Here is a 17203-nt window from a genome sequence, read left to right as displayed (position 1 = left end):
AGGTAATAATAGGGGCGTTAGGTATAAAGAGTATAGTGTCTTTTTAATAATATTGTAAGTTTAAATAGTTATAAATAAAAGAGTATTGAAATGAAAACAGCTAGTAAGAATAGACCTTTTTAGAAAGGAATTGTAAAAAGACTTTCTAAATAATGGATCTCTAAAAACAATAAAAAGTGATATTACTTCTCTTATATCCAATCAATTTACCTTATGAAACATAAGATGTAGAAAAGCAAAAAAGAGGTGTGAATTGATGTGGAGAAGAAGGGATAATCTTGGGAATTTGAATGATTTAGATTTGGTGTCCAAGCCTCCTTTTCATAATGACATTTTAACTTATGATAGTACGCAATTAAAATGGATTCCAAAATCATTTGAAGCTACAAATTCTACAAGTATATATGTATTAGAATTAGATAGATGGGATGTTAAGAATGATGGGACTGATGCTATCAATACTTCCCAAGGTATTAATAATGCTCTAGTATGGGCGGCTCAACAAGGTTATACGGAAGTTGTGTTACCTAGAGGAATATATTTGATTGATAAACAAACACCCATCGAACCACCAAGTCATTTAACTTTGAATCTAAACGGTTCGACATTAAAAATGGAAACAAATAATTTGACTGGATATGCAATTATAAGTTTTCGTAGAAATCAAGTATATTCTAGGATAACAAATGGTATTATCCAAGGAGATAGATATACACATGATTACTCTAGTGGGGGAACACATGAGGCAGGGTACGGCATTGAATTGGGGAGTTTTACTCCACCTGCTGATGGGGGGAACAATACACGGTTTGTATCTTTAGATAATCTAGATATTTTAGATTGTACAGGAGATGCCATTACACTGAACAGTACTTTTGGGCAGATTTCACCTTTTCCTACAGCATTAGCAAGTTCATTTGAACAGGGAGCAATTAATACAACAGATGGTTCATTGGTAAGTAGTACAACAAAGATACGTTCCAATTTGCAAATTGATATGAACCAAGTGGCTATTGTAAAGTATGGTTACTTTGGATTATATGGAAATGGATTTGGAGCATTGGGTTCTGAAATAAAATGCGATTATTATGATGTCATTTTTTACACTTCAAACAATATATTTTTATCTTCAAAAACCAATGTACAATTCTTTGATGAAGTAGAAGTCCCTAATGGAGCAAGTTATGCTAAAGTTGTTTTGCATCAAGGGAATGTTCCTGCTCCTGCAAATTGTTTAATAAATGTTCGGGTACCTTCTTTTTCGCAATATACTTATATAGAAAAATGTAATTTACATGATTGCCGTAGACAAGGGATTAGTGTATGTGGGGCAAAGAATGTATATATTCGAGATAATGATATTCATCACATCGCAGGTACCAATCCACAAAGTGGACTAGATATTGAAGATGGATATGATTTAAATCAATATATATATATTGAAAGAAATAATTTTCATGATAATAAAAATTATAATATTATTGTTGTAAATGGGAAATTTATCTATATATCGAATAATTCTATTATGAATACCATTACAAATGCTTATGTTGGGTTGTCTATTAATGGTGGTGCAGATAGGGTAATCGTAACAGGGAATAATATCCGATTAACCAAGGTCTCTTTGTTAGGAGATGTTATTTTTTCCAATAATTATGTATACGGAGCGCAAGTAAATGTTCAAGGTGTATATGTAAATCGATCTATTAATATATCGGATAATGTTTTTTCTAATAGTAAAATGATTATTGATACTCCCTTTCCATATGCGGTTAAAGTTGATTCCTGTCGTTTTATAAACGATACAGATAAACTTAATTCCTTGTCATCATTGTATCAGTGGACATTAGAGCTGAAAAATGAACCGCAAACTATCTCAAATTGTATATTTGAAGGACAAGACGTTTTGTATTTAAATTATGTACCAGTAGGAACAGTTAAATCAGGATGGATATTTGAAAATATTATATTTAATAATGTTAAACCCCCAACCCTAGTTGCAGGGACGTATACAAATTGCTTTTTTAAGGATGTAATCTTTTTGGGGATAGCAAGTACAGGAAGCACTTTAGAATTAAAAGGTTGCAAGTTCTTTAGTATAGATAGAAATAACACGTTATTTACAGTGAATAACCTCAAAGCATTCAAGATGATAGATTGTCATATAGAAAAACCAAATGGTACGGTCTTGAATATTCAAAATGTATCTGATGAAATAGTGTTAAGGGGAAATACTATAAAAATTACAAATGATACTCTTCAGAGAGCTATTATTGTTTTGGATGCAGCGTTTACTGGTAAGCAAGTGATAATTCAAAATAATATTATAAATTCCACAAATTTGATGCAAGTTGGGATAGATAATAGAACAACGAGTAGTACACCTCAAGTAGTAATTCAAAATAACGTGTTAAATAATGCGAAAATTACAATTACGGGGAGGGAATTTTTACAAGGAAATATTGTTAATGGTGTAATCGATTCAAATTAATGCATGGTGATAATTAAATTTGAATAGTTTCAAAAAGTTATGAGAAATGAAGTAGAGTGGCTCTTAATAAATATGTCTATAAAGTATTATATAATGGTACATGGAAGGGTTTTGTCCAATGTAATCATTCGAAATAGTCTAATTCCTAATAGATAATATGCTTATTGACTTTTAGTTACTACTATAGAAAAGAGAAAAGCTATTATGTTTTTTATAAACATAATAGCTTTTTGTTATTACGTTAACTGCATACTAAAAAATAGTGAGTAGGAGAATGTTTTAATAATAAATGTTTTTTTATACTATTAAGCGTTGTTTATAAAATTGTTTTTGTGAATATACTTTTTGAGATTTTTACAGTGTGTAATAGTCTCTTGGATAAGCATTTGGAAAATATATTTTGCACCTATGTGTATTGCTTTCTTCTACTTATTAAGTTTTAAAGTTGTGTACTAAAGAAAATGTTTGCAGGTGATAAGTAAAGAAAAATTGAATACAATTCTTTACTTACAACTTGAAAATACTTGATTTCAATCCGTAATGAATACTTTATATATTATTTCACTTTGGAAAAGCATTTGTAATAATTTAAGATGGGGGAATGATTGGTAATGAAGAGACTGTTGGATATCTTTATTTCTTTATTATTATTAATTTGCTTTTTTTTCATTATTCTTTTAGTAGCAATTATAGTTAAAACCCAGATAGGATCACCTATTTTATTTAGACAACAACGTCCAGGGTTACATGGAAAACCCTTTTATCTTTATAAATTTCGTACGATGACCAATGAGCGAGATAATAGCGGGGAGCTCTTACCAGATTACGCTAGATTAACTAAAGTTGGAAAATTCCTGAGGAAATATAGTTTGGACGAATTACCACAATTAATAAATGTGCTAAAAGGTCAATTAAGTTTGGTGGGCCCTCGACCATTATTAATGGAATATATGCCTTTATATTCGCAAGAGCAAGCTAAAAGGCATAATGTTAAACCCGGAATCACTGGATGGGCTCAAATTAATGGAAGAAATAGTATCTCATGGGATGAGAAATTTAAATTAGATGTATGGTATGTTGAGAATCAAAGTTTTCTTTTAGATTTGAAAATTTTATATCTAACTTTTAGTAAGGTTTTAAAATCGGAAGGGATAACAAATAATAAGCATGTGACTATGCCAGTTTTTAAGGGGGGAATCGAGCATGGGGGGGAATAAAATGAACATTTTGTTTACTAGCTCTGGTAGGAGGGTCACTTTAATTAAAAAATTTAAGGAGGTATTTGAACAAGTAGGAATCAAAGGGAAAATCTTTACTGCAGACTTAAAAGAAACTGCTCCTACCATTTACTTTAGCGATAAGCATTTTATTGTTCCGCGTGTAAATGAAGAAGGATATATAAATGAATTGTTAAAAATATGTAGATCTGAAATGATAAATCTAATAATTCCGTTAATTGATACGGAATTAATCCTTATGGCTAATAATTCGGAGGTTTTTGAAGGTATTGGTGTAAAAGTACTAGTTTCTAGTATGGAATTAAATAAAATTGCTAATAACAAAAAATACACATATAACTTTTTTGTCTCTAATAATATACCAACTCCTAGAGTGTATAGTGATGAAGAGATTGGAAGAAAGGAATATCAATTTCCACTATTAATTAAACCTTTTGATGGCAGTTCTAGTAAAGGTGTAACAAAAATAATGAATGAAAAGGAATTGGAATTTTTTAAGGAGTATATACCTAACGCTATGATACAAGAGTACGTTTCAGGAGAGGAATACACTATAGATGTCATGGTAGATTTCTATGGGAATATAAAAACGATCGTTCCTAGATTGCGTATAGAGACACGAGCAGGTGAGGTAAGTAAAGGTGTGACCAAGAAAGATTTTGACATCATCCAAGCAGCAGAAACTGTAATAAAAGCTCTTCCTAATCCTATTGGATGTATTACTTTACAATGTTTTAAAAAGGAGGATGGGCAAATTACGTTTATTGAAATAAACCCTCGTTTTGGAGGAGGAATACCACTATCAATAGAAGCAGGAGCGAATTTTCCACTTTGGACAATTAAAATGTGTCAGGGGGAAGTCTTTATAGATAAAGACTTTAATTGGAGAGAAAATTTAACAATGCTTAGATATGACGAAGCGGTTTTTATGGAGAGTATTTAATATGGTGATTCAAGCAATTGTTTTTGATATGGATGATACTTTATATAAAGAGAAAGATTATGTCGTAAGTGGCTTTAAAGCAGTGGATGATTGGATTAAAGATAACTATGGAAAAATTGGTTTTTATAATATCGCAATTCGATTATTCAATTCAGGTGAAAGAAAGTTTGTGTTTAATAAAACACTTAAAAAGTTAGACATTGATTATGATGAAAAATTGATTAGTAATTTGATAGAACAGTATAGGTTCCATAAACCAGATATTCAATTGTTGGATGAAGCGGATTGGGTACTAAATAATTTGGTTAATACCGTTAAAATAGGACTTATTTCAGATGGATATTTAGTTGCTCAAAAAAGAAAAATAAATGCATTAAAGTTAAAAGAGAGGGTTCATTCAATAATTCTCACTGATAAGCTAGGAAAAGAATGTTGGAAACCAAGCAAAATTCCTTATGAAAAAATAAGTAAGGAATTACAGGTGCCTCATGAGCAATGTGTCTATATAGGAGATAATTTAAGTAAGGATTTTATAACGGCCAAGAAATTGAAATGGTTAACGATCCATATTAGTAGAGAAGATGGAATTTACCATAATCTTATAGTTGAGCAAGCTTATAAAGCACATTATACAATTGATAATTTAAGGAGATTATCTGATATATCTGTATTAAAGCATATGTTTTTAGATACATAGTATTTAAATATGTATAAAGGATGTGTTTACATGCACACAGTTCAGCATAAAAAGCGAATTTACCTTTCCTCTCCGCACATGAGTGGGAATGAACAAAAATATATCCAAAATGCATTTGATACAAACTGGGTTGCTCCTCTTGGGCCAAATGTCGATGGGTTTGAACGAGAACTTGCATCTTTTGTAGGAGTTAGAGGAGGTACTGCAGTTAGTTCAGGTACTGCTGCTATTCATTTAGCTTTGCAGTTATTAGGTATTCAAAAGGGAGATACAGTATTTTGTTCCAGTTTTACTTTTGTAGCGAGTGCAAATCCGATTGTTTATTTGGGAGCGGAACCGGTATTTATTGACTCAGAACCGGAAACCTGGAATATGTCACCGAGTGCATTGGCACATGCATTATATGAAGCTAATAAAATGGGGAATTTGCCTAAGGCTATCATTCTTGTTCATTTATATGGTCAGAGTGCTAAACTAGATGAAATTCTCTCACTTTGTCATCAATATAATGTTCCTATAGTTGAGGATGCAGCAGAATCTCTTGGTTCTACATATAAAGGAAAAGCAAGCGGTACATTCGGGAAATTTGGTGTTTATTCATTTAATGGAAATAAAATTATTACAACTTCAGGTGGTGGAATGCTAGTTTCTAATGATGTAGAAGCATTGGAAAGAGCGAGATTTTTAGCGACACAAGCAAAGGATCCAGCTCCACATTATGAGCATAGTGAGATAGGGTATAATTATCGACTGAGTAATATTTTAGCTGGTATTGGTAGAGGACAATTAGAAGTGTTAGAAGATAGGGTGAGAGCTAGAAGATTTGTATATAAACGGTATTACGAAGCGCTATCTAACATGCCAGGGTTTTATTTTATGCCTGAATTAGAACATACTCGCCCAAATCGTTGGCTTACTACATTGACAATTGATGAAAAGGAATCTGGGATTTCTATTGGGAAATTGTTGAGAATTTTAGCAGAAGAGAACATTGAAGCGCGTCCTATGTGGAAGCCACTTCATATGCAGTCGCTCTTTAAAGAGATGAAGTATTATCCGCATAGCAAAAATGAAGATGTGTCGCAGTACCTATTTCAAAGTGGAATTTGTTTGCCTTCAGGATCTAATATGTTAGCAGAAGATCAACAAAGGGTAATTCAAAGCATTTTAAAAGCTGTAGAATGGAAGAATTAAAAGAAAAGTAAGTGAAAATGGAATTTGAATTAGATTTGTATACGTACCACTAATTGTTCTTTATAATGAATCTTTTCTAGTGTTCAGTTTCAATTTACATAAAAAAAGGGAGGAGTATAGATTTGGAAATGTCTATAATATATAAGTCTGAGAGTAAATTAAAGCATGTAATTGAGAAAGTAATAAAAATAAAAAATTTCGTTCTTTAAAAAGAATGATAAAGGGGTATGTTTAACGAATTTAATATGTAAATAGTAATTGTAGTAACTTTTCATATATTAGGAGGAAGAAATGAGCGCTATAACTGGCATTATTCACTTTAATAATGAACCTATATCAATTGAACATGGCACACGATTAATGAGTGAATTACAAAAGTACCCTGCTGACGATATTCAAATATGGCACAAAGAAAATGCTTTTCTAGGATGTCATGCACAATGGATTACACCAGAGTCAGTTGGTGAACAATTACCCTTTTATAATTATGAAAAGCAATTGGCAATTACAGCAGATGCTATTATTGATAATCGTAATGAGTTATTTGAAAAATTACAAGTGGATTATTCGGATAGAAAAAACATGACAGATAGTGAGTTGATTTTACTCTCTTATCAGAAATGGGGGGAAGCGGCTCCAAAATATTTGGTAGGCGATTTTGCCTTTATGATTTGGGATGAGAAAAAACAAATTCTTTTTGGTGCCAGAGATTTTTCAGGAAGTCGGACCCTTTATTTTTATCGTGGTGAGGAAAAACTTGCTTTTTGTACCATTATAAATCCGTTATTTACTCTACCGTATATTGAGAAAAAATTGAATGAGCAGTGGCTTGCTGAATTTTTAGCTATACCTGTAAATTTCGAATCGGTAGATCCACAGTTAACAGTTTACAAATATATAGAACAAGTGCCTCCATCACACACTATTTTGGTAAAGGAAGGCGAAGTGAAGTTTTCACGATACTATACACCAACTGTTGGGAAAATGCTTAATTTAAAATCAAATGAAGAGTATGAAGAGGCGTTTCGAGAGGTGTATAAAAGTGCAGTGAAGGCACGTTTGCGAACACACCACCAAGTCGGAGCCCATTTGAGTGGAGGGTTAGACTCAGGTTCTGTCGTTAGTTTTGCTGCAAGGGATTTACGGACTGAAAATAAAAAATTACATACGTATAGTTATGTTCCAGTAGAAGGATTTGAAGATTGGACACACAAAGGTAGGATAGCTGACGAAAGACCATTTATTCAATCGACTGTAGAGCATGTAGGGAATATACAGGATTATTATTTAGAATTGCCAGAGAGAAGCCCACTATCGGAAATTGATGATTGGCTGGAAACAATGGAGATGCCATATAAATTTTTTGAGAATACTTTTTGGTTGAGTGGAGTTTATGAAAAAGCATCTCAGCAGGGAATAGGAGTACTTCTTAGTGGTCAAAGAGGTAATTGGACAGTATCATGGGGACCTATTTTAGATTACCAGGCAATGTTATTGAAAAAGCTACATTGGATTCGTTTTTATCGTGAACTATATTTATATAGTAGAAATATAGGAGTAAAAAAGTCACGTGTTTTTGAAGTGGTAAGACGAAAGGCATTTCCATTTTTGCATCAGTTACTTTTTTCAGGAAAACAAGATGCAAATTCCGTAATAATTAATCCGGAATTTGCAAGGGAAATGAATGTTTTTGACAGACTTAGAGAACAAGAAATCGATATAACAGGCACCGCTATTTCTAATGCATATGAAATGAAAAGAGAACAGTTTGAAAAACCATATTATTGGAGCATAAATGGCACGTATGAAACGAAATTATCATTACGTTATGCCTTATGGGATCGTGATCCCACAAATGACTTACGATTGATTCAATTTTGTTTGTCAGTCCCAGAAGAACAGTATGTTCAAAATGGTTTAGATAGAGCCCTGATCCGGAGAGCCACAAAGAGCTTCCTTCCTGATAAAGTACGATTGAATCAACGGGTTCGCGGTATTCAAGGTGCAGATGGTGTTTACCGTATGGCTCCTTTTTGGAATGAATTTATTGAGGAAGTTGAAGAACTTAGTGTAGATCCAGTAATCTCTGAATTTCTAAATGTAGAGGTAATTAAGAAAGCTATCTCAAAAATTTGTAAAGAACCTCGACCAGAATATGCATTTGATTTAGATTTTAGAGTTTTAATGCGCAGCTTAATCTTCTATCGATTTATAAAAAAAGCAATATGAAAGGAGGTGATACGTATGAAAAAGGAATGGAAACAACCTGTATTAGAAGTACTTAATATTAATATGACTATGGCTGGGCCTGGGCATAAATATCCAGATGCTGTTCAACCTGACCCAGATGATCCAGTTAAGTACAGTTAAGTCATTGGAAAAATAAAGCTCTTATATAGCTTTATTATATAAGAGCTTTCAAAAAATTGACAATGTGGGGGATAGGATGTTTGATTCTATGGGGAATGTGTTATATCAAGCTTTCGGGTTAAAAATAGTAAGTGAAATTCCATTACCCGAATTGTCTCAGCTGAATGAAAAAAAAGAGGTGGCAGATGTTCAAGTTGAAATAACGGATTTGTCAGAACAGTGGTGTAAATATAGCGCGGAAAAGCAAAAAACAATTGTAGTGGAGGATAATGTAGTTATGTTTCATGTTCCTCAAACTGCAATATTTTCTATACAGGCCGGCGAGAAAATCACCTTTTCACCTATGGCAGACGCAGAAGAAGATAAAATTCGCTTATATATTCTAGGAACTTGTATGGGGGCGCTTTTAATGCAACGTAAAACACTCCCATTGCATGGGAGTGTAATTGCCATAGATGGAAAAGCATACGCATTAATTGGTGATTCAGGAGCTGGAAAATCAACGTTAGCCTCGGCTTTTTTGAATAAAGGATATCAGCTTTTAAGTGATGATGTAGTTGCTGTGTCTCGTTTGAATAAAAATACTGCAATAGTTCATCCTTCTTACGCACAACAAAAATTATGGCAAGAGAGCATAAATGAGTTGGGGATGGAAGTAGCGCAATTGAGCCCTTTGTTTGAAAGAGAAACGAAGTATGCTGTTCCTGTGAATTCTCAATTCTTTCCAGATCCATTACCTCTTGCTGGTGTTATTGAATTAGTAAAAACACAGGGAGAAGATATTGAGACGACCCGTATAGAAGGGCTCGCACGCTTGTATAAATTATACCGTCATACTTTTAGGAGTTCTTTGATTTCTAAATTAGGATTAATGGAATGGCATTTTGAAACTTCAACTCATATTGCAAGTGGAATGGAAATGTTTCAAGTAAGTCGCCCGACTTCAAGATTTACAGCTCATGAGCTTGTGGAAGTTATTTTAAATACTATACAGAAAGGGAGTATGGTTGATGGTTGTCCACTCGAGAAAAATATCATTAAAACATAACGTTGTCCAAAGTAAAGGTAATATAGTAAGCGATATGGATGGAGAAAAAGTTATGTTAAATGTCCAGAAAGGAAAGTACTATAACTTAGGTGAAATAGGCGGAGAAATATGGGAGCTTATTGAAAAGCCAATAATAATTAATCAGCTTGTTACTATGCTAGTATCCAACTATGATATTGAACGAAAAGATTGTGAAGAGCAAGTTCTTTCCTTTTTAGAGTGTTTATTTCAAGAAGGGTTAATTCAAATAAAAGATCAGCCTAATAGATAGATTTGTAATTTCAAAAGAACTGTTAGGAAGGGATTAATGAATATTGTGAAAAGGTTAAGGGTATTTTTATTGCTGAACATGGAAACAAAGCTTTTATTTTTAGAGGCTTTTATTTTTTTAGGATGGGCGCGTGTACTAAAAAGTATTACCTTTTCCAAAGTTGCACCTTCTTTAGGGGATTACATGAACGAAACATCAGTTGCTCAAATTCAGCAACACGAGGATACACTAAAGGAGGTGTCCGAAGCAATTTCTATTATGAGTCGTTATACTTTTTGGGAAAGTCAATGTCTCGTTAAAGCGATAGCTGGGATGAAAATGCTTGAAAAACGTGACATTGAGAGTACTCTTTATTTAGGAACTGCTAAGGATAATAGTGGGGCACTAATTGCACATGCATGGTTACGTAGCGGTTCTTTTTATGTTACTGGATCGGAAGGAATGGAGAAATTCACTGTCGTTGGATCATTTGCAAAGAGGCTAAGTGAGAACACTATTAAAGGAGAGTAAAATGGAGAAAGATTTTGGTCTTAATGTAGAGTTCATGTCTAAGGAATTGAAACTTCTTTTTGCAATTTTGAAGTTAAAAGATGATGAAACAATGCAAACTTACAGCAATGAATGGTTTTCGGATATTGATTGGGAATTATTTCTTGAACAGGTTGTGCATCATCGCGTTTATCCGGTGATATATCAAAAACTTAAACAGGTAGATGAGGAAATAATTCCTTCACATATTGTACAATCCTTGAATAGAAAATATAAAAAAAATACATTTCAAATGCTTTATTTAAGTGCTGAAATGGAACGAATAAATAAAATATGTAATGAAAATGAGATTCGTATGATTTTTCTAAAAGGGCCTGTACTATCTCAGGATTTATATGGAGATATTTCTTTACGAACATCCTGTGATTTGGACGTTCTTATTCCAATTCAAAATTTAGAAAAAGTAGAAATGCTACTTTTAGAGCAGGGGTATGTAAAAGACGATTATATTCAAACGATATTAAATGATTGGAAATGGAGGCATCATCATATAACATTTTTTCATCCGACAAAACAGATTAAGCTTGAGATTCATTGGCGGTTAAATCCCGGACCTAGTAAGGAACCTGGGTTTGAAGAGCTTTGGAAGCGAAAGAGAAAAAGCACCCTTACGAGTAATTCCGTATATATGCTAGGGAAGGAAGATTTATTTTTATTTCTTGTATCTCATGGTGCTAGACATGGTTGGTCCAGATTACGCTGGTTAGTAGATATAAAAAAAATTGTCAATCAAGATCTTAATTGGAGTGAGATTCATAAACTAATGAAAACATATCAAATGCTACATTTAGGAGGACAAGCATTAATTTTGTCATCTCAATTGCTAGGTGTACGGATGGATGAAAGAATGATGGAATTAGTAGCTAAAAAACATTCAAAACAGTTAGCGCAAGAAGCCTTGTTTTATTTCAAGCAAATGATAAACTTGCATACCGATCCGGTTCCTGAAGAAGTACTTGCTTATCATAGTCGACATTTATTTTCGTTAATGTCTAATCAGCAAAAAACTTTATTTATTATGAGCCAACTATATCCTTATCCAATTGATGCGAAAACATTGCCGTTACCTAAATTTCTTCATTTTTTATATTTTCCTTTACGTCCGTTTCTATGTATTTGGAGAAAAACGAAGAAGTTTGCTTTGTTATTGGGGGAACATCGATGAATTATATTATATATTTTATGAAGAAATTATATTCTTCAGCAGGAAAAATACTGTATGTGAATTTATTTGGTATGGTGTTAATCAGTTTACTTGAAGGGATAGGTATTATTTTATTACTTCCTATGATAAGTATGACTGGAATAATTAATACAGGTGAGGAGACTTCTTTTATTGCACCTGTCTATAGAATTTTGCAGAATTTCCCTAAAACAACAAGTTTAATTTCTATTTTAGGTATATATGTATTAATAGTGTTAAGTCAAAATATACTGCAAAGAAATATAACGTTAAGAGATGCGAGAACGCAACAAGTTTTTGTACGAAAGTTAAGAGTAGAAACATATAGTATGATTTTAAAAGCAAAGTGGAGATTTTTTTTAGAAAAAAGGAAAACAAATCTAATTAATATATTAACTACAGAATTAGCTCGTGTTAGTTATGGGATTAATTTAATTTTACAATTGCTAGCTACTATTCTATTTACATTCATACAGGTAGGGCTTGCGTTTTTATTATCTCCCCAAGTCACTGTATTTGTTTTGGGCTTTGGCTTATTGTTCTTGGTAGCTTCTCGTGTTTTTATAAAAAAAGCACGGATACTAGGCGGTAAGACCTCAGAATTGGCAAAAGACTATCTTTCTGGTATAACAGATCATTTCAATGGAATTAAAGATATAAAGAGCAATACTTTGGAAGGATCACGTTTGGATTGGTTTCAATCTATAACAAAAAAGATGAGTAGCGAACAAATGGAGTATATGAGAATAAGGTCAAACTCTCAATTGTTTTATAAAATTTCAATGGCTATATTAATTGCATTTTTTATATTTTTGTCAGTAAATATGTTTCAAGCGCAAACGGCCCAGTTACTATTAATCATTCTCATTTTTTCAAGATTATGGCCAAGGTTCATGACGATTCAGTCAAATTTAGAACAACTGGCTGCAAGCATTCCTGCCTTTAAGTCATTATGGGAATTGCAACAGGAGTGTAATGAAGCGGTTGAAATGCAGGATATATACATGCAAAAACATATAAAGCCGATTTGTATAAAACAAGGTATTGAGTGTAAGGATGTTTCTTTTCGTTATAATAAGCAAGAAGCTTTATATGCACTTCAAAACATTAATGTACAAATTCCAATAAATAGTATGACGGCAATTGTAGGACATTCTGGTGCTGGGAAAAGTACATTAATTGATGTGTTAATGGGGTTAATCCAACCAGAAAAAGGTCAAGTGTTAATAGATGGTACCCCTCTTACAACTGATAATTTATTATCATTAAGACAGGCTATTAGCTATGTACCACAAGATCCGTTCTTATTTAATGCTAGTATAAGAGAGAATTTAATGATGATTGACTCGAATGTAAATGAAGAACAAATTTGGGCTGCATTAGAATTTGCGGCAGCAACTGAATTTGTACGAATGCTTCCAAATGGACTTGATACACTGATTGGAGATCGTGGGGTGAGGCTTTCAGGTGGTGAACGTCAGCGACTTGTATTGGCTCGAGCTATTTTAAGAAAACCGTCGATTTTAGTATTAGATGAGGCTACGAGTGCGTTAGATACTGAAAATGAAGTGAAAATCCAATCAGCAATAGAAAGATTGAAAGGAACAATGACTATTGTTGTTATTGCACATCGCTTATCTACTATACGCAATGCAGATCAAGTTATTGTTTTAGGAAAAGGTGAAATTGTTCAAAAAGGTGAATTTAATCAACTAGCTAAAGAAAGAAAAGGTGTATTTCGAAATTTACTAGGGTCACAAATGGAAGTTGGTTCTTAGAGGAGAAAAATTGAATGAAGCTTTGTATGAATGCAGTTCGAATCGAATAAAATCTCGAATAATGGTGAACTACAACAGAATCTTATTCGGGATTTTATTTGCGCGTTTTTAAAGTCAGTGAATACATATAAACAAGTACCTTGCAATAAATAGTACCAAGTGGTATATTATGGATATATCTAGTACCGTGTATTGAACAGTACTAAACTAAGAAAGGAGGATTACATTTGAACGTTCAGTTTAAAAAAGGTGTGTTAGAGCTATGTGTTTTGGCACTTGTGAAACGTAAAGATAGTTACGGTTATGAACTTGTACAGCAAATTTCAAATAAATTTTTAATATCGGAAGGTTCAGTATATCCATTATTACGTCGTTTAACGAAAGAGGGATATTTTCAAACGTATTTAAAAGAGTCCACGGAAGGACCGCCTCGTAAATATTATCAGCTAACAGAGCAAGGAGAGACGCAACTTCATTTGTTAGTAACAGAGTGGAGTGATTTTGCGAAAGGGGTACAAGAAATTATTGAAGGGGTGAATTGGGATGAATAAAGAACAATTCCTTAGAGAATTATCGAATCAGCTTAGAAAGTTACCGGAAGAAGAGAGGAAAGATATTTTATTTGATTATGAAGAGCACTTTCAGTTTGGGATAGAAGAAGGGAAAACTGAATTAGAAATAATAAAAGGACTTGGTTCTCCTAAAGTAATTGCAAAAGAATTACTTGCGATGTATCGTTTCGATGAAATGAAAAAAGATCCATCGACTTCAAATGTTACAAGAGCTGTCATGGCGGCGATTGGACTTAGTTTATTTAATTTTATTATCGTGTTAGGCCCTTTAGTTGCAATTATCGGTTTTATATTTTCTTTTTGGGTCGGTGGGATTGCTAGTGTAGTGACACCATTTTTCGTTATCGTAAAAGTATTTATGGGCACTTTTATATGGTTGGATCTTTTCGTTAGTATAACATTTGTTGGAGTAGGTTTGTTGTTATGTATGATAGCGTATTATAGTACGAAGTGGTTTAAAAGATTGTGCGTACGTTATGTGATATGGAACTTCAAAATGATAAAAGGGGAGTAGATGATGAAAAAAATATTGTTAGTAGCTATCGCTTGTATCATTATTGGAGTAATAGGGATTTCACAAACATATGAAAAAGCAGTACAAACTGCAGAAAAAGGCGATAAAGAAGACGTAATTAAAAACGAAACGTTAAAAAATATAGAAGTTAAGTTAGGTGCTGGGGATATTGTCGTCCAAAAATCTCCGGATGCCTCTTTTTATGTAAAGCAAACAGGAGATGTAAGTAAACAAGAAATTCGTATTACTGAAGATGGTGACACATTAAAAGTTATTGGGGAAAGAAAAAAAGATGTTTCGTTTGATTTTTCCTTTTACAATTTCGGATTTCAAACGTCTACATTGACTATATTTGTACCAGAACGTTCTTACCAAGAGATCAAAGTAAATTCAGCAGCTGGACAAATAGAAATAAGTGATGTGAAAAGTGACCGCGTAAATGTTGGAACGCTGGCAGGAGAAGTGGATTTGAAGTATGTAACAGCTAAGAACGTAGAGGGATCTACAAAAGCTGGTGAGGTGAACTTTAAAAAGGTTATGGGGAAAGTAACAGCAAAAACGACTAGTGGGGATGTATATATTATGGATCATGATCCTAAGTATGATGTAGAGGCAAGCTCAACTGCTGGAGATGTAACTATTACTTTATCGGAAAAACCAAAAGATGCAGTAATAACTGGGCAAACTCCTGGTGGAGATGTGACAATTTTTAATGAGGAAAATAAAAACGTAACAATTGGTAATGGGAGTAAAAAGATTAGCGGCAAAACGGCTGCTGGAGATGTTACTATAGAAACACGTTAATAATAGATGAGAAGATAGATTCATTCGAGTTTTTTGGAATGAATTAAAATCTACCAATATATAAAAGAAGATAATTCCCTATATAAATAAGGGAATTATCTTCTTTTATTATTTTTAATGTAAATCACGATATACGCCAATTACTTTTCCAATAACTGACACTTGTTTTAAAATGATAGGTTCTAATGAAGAGTTTTCCGGCTGTAGACGGAAGTGGTCTTTTTCTTTATAGAAACGTTTAACAGTTGCTTCGTTATCCTCTGTTAAGGCAACGACAATTTCACCGTTGTATGCAGATTGTTGTTGGCGGACAACAACTAAATCTCCATCAAAGATACCAGCTTCAATCATGCTATCTCCAGAAATACGTAACATAAATACTTGATCTGATCCAGAAACGATACTAGCTGGAAGTGGGAAGTGCTCTTCTACACTTTCGACTGCTGTAATCGGTAAACCGGCAGTAACTTTTCCGACGATTGGAACTTGAATAACAGATTGTGTTTCTGTATCCATTCGGTCATCGCCTAAAATTTCGATTGCTCGTGGTTTTGTTGGATCGCGTCGGATATAGCCCTTTTCTTCTAGTCGTGATAAATGTCCGTGCACTGTAGAACTAGAAGCGAGGCCGACTGCTTGACCGATTTCACGTACGGAAGGTGGATATCCTTTTTCTTGTACTTTTAGCTTAATAAAGTCGAGAATGTCTTGCTGGCGTTTCGTTAACTTTTCCATGTTTTCTAACACCTCGTTTTCTTTCGTTTTTCTTATTAATAAGTATAACATGCGAAAAAACATTCTACAAACATAAGTTCGAACAAAAGGGAGATTTATGATACACTAGAGAGAAAATATAGCGAGAAAGAAGGGTTCAAAATGAATGCAATTGTTTATGCACGTGTGAGTACAACAAAAGAAGCACAAGAAACATCGTTATTGCGTCAAAAGGATGAATTATTGCATTTAGCTGAGCGCTATGAAATGAATGTGACAAAAGTGATTGAGGAACAGGCTAGTGGCTATACAATTGAACGTGATGGCATATTAGAAGTATTAGATACAATTCGAGATGAACAAGTTGATGCACTTCTAATACAAGATGAAACACGTCTTGGTAGAGGGAATGCGAAGATTGCGTTAATGCATTGTTTACATAAAGAGGGAATAAAAGTATATACACATACGCATAATGGTGAATTACAATTGTCGGATTCTGATTCGATGGTATTAGATATAATTAGTATTGTTGAAGAATATCAAAGAAAGATTCATAACTTGAAAATTAAACGTGGTATGCAACGCGCGGTAGAAAAAGGCTATCGGCCAGAAAATAATTTGAAAAATCGTCATTTAAGCGTAGGGCGAGAGAAAAAAGAAGTGCCAATTGAGGAAATTGTACGTTTGCGCAAGAGTGAACTCACTTTCGAAGAAATTGCGGCAACGCTTCGTGGATTTGGTCATAATGTTTCAAAAGCGACTGTACATCGTAGATACGTAGAGTATACAAAGCAATTGCTTGATAAAGAAGAGTAACTATTGTATGATAATAAT

General features: G+C 33.3%; 17 protein-coding genes. 16 read left to right on the top strand and 1 reads right to left on the bottom strand.

The features are described 5' to 3' along the window. Positions 1-256: 256 nt before the first annotated feature. The 15 genes from ACUN26_RS14895 to ACUN26_RS14825 all read left to right on the top strand — a co-directional run bounded on the left by ACUN26_RS14895 (position 257) and on the right by ACUN26_RS14825 (position 15652). The gene (locus ACUN26_RS14895) at positions 257-2491 is read left to right on the top strand and encodes a right-handed parallel beta-helix repeat-containing protein (RefSeq protein ID WP_000269322.1); all 2235 of its coding nucleotides are present in this window, start codon (positions 257-259) and stop codon (positions 2489-2491) included. Between the two features lie 611 nt (positions 2492-3102). After that, a complete protein-coding gene (locus ACUN26_RS14890; protein WP_000825901.1) occupies positions 3103-3708 on the top strand; it encodes a sugar transferase in 606 nt (201 codons plus the stop codon). Next, a complete protein-coding gene (locus tag ACUN26_RS14885) occupies positions 3695-4672 on the top strand; it encodes an ATP-grasp domain-containing protein (protein WP_000509381.1) in 978 nt (325 codons plus the stop codon). The genes ACUN26_RS14890 and ACUN26_RS14885 overlap by 14 nt, the downstream gene beginning before the upstream one ends. 1 nt (position 4673) lies before the next feature. Further along, positions 4674-5369, top strand: coding sequence for an HAD family hydrolase (locus ACUN26_RS14880; RefSeq protein ID WP_000236583.1), 696 nt, complete (start codon positions 4674-4676; stop codon positions 5367-5369). 30 nt (positions 5370-5399) lie between these two features. After that, positions 5400-6563: an aminotransferase class I/II-fold pyridoxal phosphate-dependent enzyme gene (locus ACUN26_RS14875; RefSeq protein ID WP_000557692.1), complete on the top strand. Its 1164-nt coding sequence runs from the start codon at positions 5400-5402 to the stop codon at positions 6561-6563. 291 nt (positions 6564-6854) lie between these two features. Then, a complete protein-coding gene (locus ACUN26_RS14870) occupies positions 6855-8792 on the top strand; it encodes a lasso peptide isopeptide bond-forming cyclase (protein ID WP_001274520.1) in 1938 nt (645 codons plus the stop codon). A gap of 15 nt (positions 8793-8807) precedes the next feature. Beyond that, a complete protein-coding gene (locus ACUN26_RS14865) occupies positions 8808-8933 on the top strand; it encodes a paeninodin family lasso peptide (protein WP_000712621.1) in 126 nt (41 codons plus the stop codon). A gap of 76 nt (positions 8934-9009) precedes the next feature. Then, a complete protein-coding gene (locus ACUN26_RS14860; protein ID WP_000460442.1) occupies positions 9010-9981 on the top strand; it encodes an HPr kinase/phosphorylase in 972 nt (323 codons plus the stop codon). Continuing rightward, entirely contained in the window at positions 9944-10252 is a 309-nt protein-coding gene (locus ACUN26_RS14855; RefSeq protein WP_000260275.1) for a lasso peptide biosynthesis PqqD family chaperone, read from the top strand. Before ACUN26_RS14860 ends, ACUN26_RS14855 begins: the two co-directional genes overlap by 38 nt. A 36-nt stretch (positions 10253-10288) precedes the next feature. Beyond that, positions 10289-10762, top strand: a complete 474-nt coding sequence (locus tag ACUN26_RS14850; RefSeq protein ID WP_001028388.1) for a lasso peptide biosynthesis B2 protein — start codon at positions 10289-10291, stop codon at positions 10760-10762. 1 nt (position 10763) lies between these two features. Further along, positions 10764-11966: a nucleotidyltransferase domain-containing protein gene (locus ACUN26_RS14845; RefSeq protein ID WP_000409751.1), complete on the top strand. Its 1203-nt coding sequence runs from the start codon at positions 10764-10766 to the stop codon at positions 11964-11966. Beyond that, positions 11963-13762: an ABC transporter ATP-binding protein gene (locus ACUN26_RS14840; RefSeq protein ID WP_001106588.1), complete on the top strand. Its 1800-nt coding sequence runs from the start codon at positions 11963-11965 to the stop codon at positions 13760-13762. Before ACUN26_RS14845 ends, ACUN26_RS14840 begins: the two co-directional genes overlap by 4 nt. A 227-nt stretch (positions 13763-13989) precedes the next feature. After that, entirely contained in the window at positions 13990-14313 is a 324-nt protein-coding gene (locus ACUN26_RS14835; RefSeq protein ID WP_001102631.1) for a PadR family transcriptional regulator, read from the top strand. After that, positions 14306-14848, top strand: a complete 543-nt coding sequence (locus tag ACUN26_RS14830) for a DUF1700 domain-containing protein (protein ID WP_001031393.1) — start codon at positions 14306-14308, stop codon at positions 14846-14848. The genes ACUN26_RS14835 and ACUN26_RS14830 overlap by 8 nt, the downstream gene beginning before the upstream one ends. After that, on the top strand, positions 14849-15652 hold the full coding sequence (locus tag ACUN26_RS14825) for a DUF4097 family beta strand repeat-containing protein (RefSeq protein ID WP_000976110.1): 804 nt from the start codon (positions 14849-14851) through the stop codon (positions 15650-15652). A gap of 114 nt (positions 15653-15766) precedes the next feature. On the opposite strand, the gene lexA is transcribed toward ACUN26_RS14825, so the two are convergent. Continuing rightward, the gene (gene lexA / locus ACUN26_RS14820; RefSeq protein ID WP_000413736.1) at positions 15767-16387 is read right to left on the bottom strand and encodes a transcriptional repressor LexA; all 621 of its coding nucleotides are present in this window, start codon (positions 16385-16387) and stop codon (positions 15767-15769) included. A gap of 141 nt (positions 16388-16528) precedes the next feature. Here lexA and ACUN26_RS14815 point away from each other — a divergent pair, with 141 nt between their 5' ends. Next, positions 16529-17185 (top strand): YneB family resolvase-like protein, encoded by a 657-nt coding sequence (locus ACUN26_RS14815; protein ID WP_000991792.1) that lies wholly within the window; start codon positions 16529-16531, stop codon positions 17183-17185. Positions 17186-17203: the final 18 nt, after the last annotated feature.

It is taken from the genome of Bacillus sp. WC2503 (genome assembly GCF_052682895.1).
This window is presented reverse-complemented; position numbering and strand designations above follow the sequence as displayed.

Excerpts from the sequence above, each read along its gene's own strand:
- ACUN26_RS14840 (WP_001106588.1), top strand. The coding sequence starts at position 11,963 with ATGAATTATATTATATATTTTATGAAGAAATTATATTCTTCAGCAGGA.
- ACUN26_RS14875 (WP_000557692.1), top strand. The coding sequence starts at position 5,400 with ATGCACACAGTTCAGCATAAAAAGCGAATTTACCTTTCCTCTCCGCAC.
- ACUN26_RS14850 (WP_001028388.1), top strand. The coding sequence starts at position 10,289 with ATGAATATTGTGAAAAGGTTAAGGGTATTTTTATTGCTGAACATGGAA.
- ACUN26_RS14830 (WP_001031393.1), top strand. The coding sequence starts at position 14,306 with ATGAATAAAGAACAATTCCTTAGAGAATTATCGAATCAGCTTAGAAAG.
- ACUN26_RS14865 (WP_000712621.1), top strand. The coding sequence starts at position 8,808 with ATGAAAAAGGAATGGAAACAACCTGTATTAGAAGTACTTAATATTAAT.
- ACUN26_RS14890 (WP_000825901.1), top strand. The coding sequence starts at position 3,103 with ATGAAGAGACTGTTGGATATCTTTATTTCTTTATTATTATTAATTTGC.
- lexA (WP_000413736.1), bottom strand. The coding sequence starts at position 16,387 with ATGGAAAAGTTAACGAAACGCCAGCAAGACATTCTCGACTTTATTAAG.
- ACUN26_RS14845 (WP_000409751.1), top strand. The coding sequence starts at position 10,764 with ATGGAGAAAGATTTTGGTCTTAATGTAGAGTTCATGTCTAAGGAATTG.
- ACUN26_RS14895 (WP_000269322.1), top strand. The coding sequence starts at position 257 with ATGTGGAGAAGAAGGGATAATCTTGGGAATTTGAATGATTTAGATTTG.
- ACUN26_RS14855 (WP_000260275.1), top strand. The coding sequence starts at position 9,944 with ATGGTTGTCCACTCGAGAAAAATATCATTAAAACATAACGTTGTCCAA.
- ACUN26_RS14825 (WP_000976110.1), top strand. The coding sequence starts at position 14,849 with ATGATGAAAAAAATATTGTTAGTAGCTATCGCTTGTATCATTATTGGA.
- ACUN26_RS14870 (WP_001274520.1), top strand. The coding sequence starts at position 6,855 with ATGAGCGCTATAACTGGCATTATTCACTTTAATAATGAACCTATATCA.
- ACUN26_RS14885 (WP_000509381.1), top strand. The coding sequence starts at position 3,695 with ATGGGGGGGAATAAAATGAACATTTTGTTTACTAGCTCTGGTAGGAGG.
- ACUN26_RS14815 (WP_000991792.1), top strand. The coding sequence starts at position 16,529 with ATGAATGCAATTGTTTATGCACGTGTGAGTACAACAAAAGAAGCACAA.
- ACUN26_RS14880 (WP_000236583.1), top strand. The coding sequence starts at position 4,674 with ATGGTGATTCAAGCAATTGTTTTTGATATGGATGATACTTTATATAAA.
- ACUN26_RS14860 (WP_000460442.1), top strand. The coding sequence starts at position 9,010 with ATGTTTGATTCTATGGGGAATGTGTTATATCAAGCTTTCGGGTTAAAA.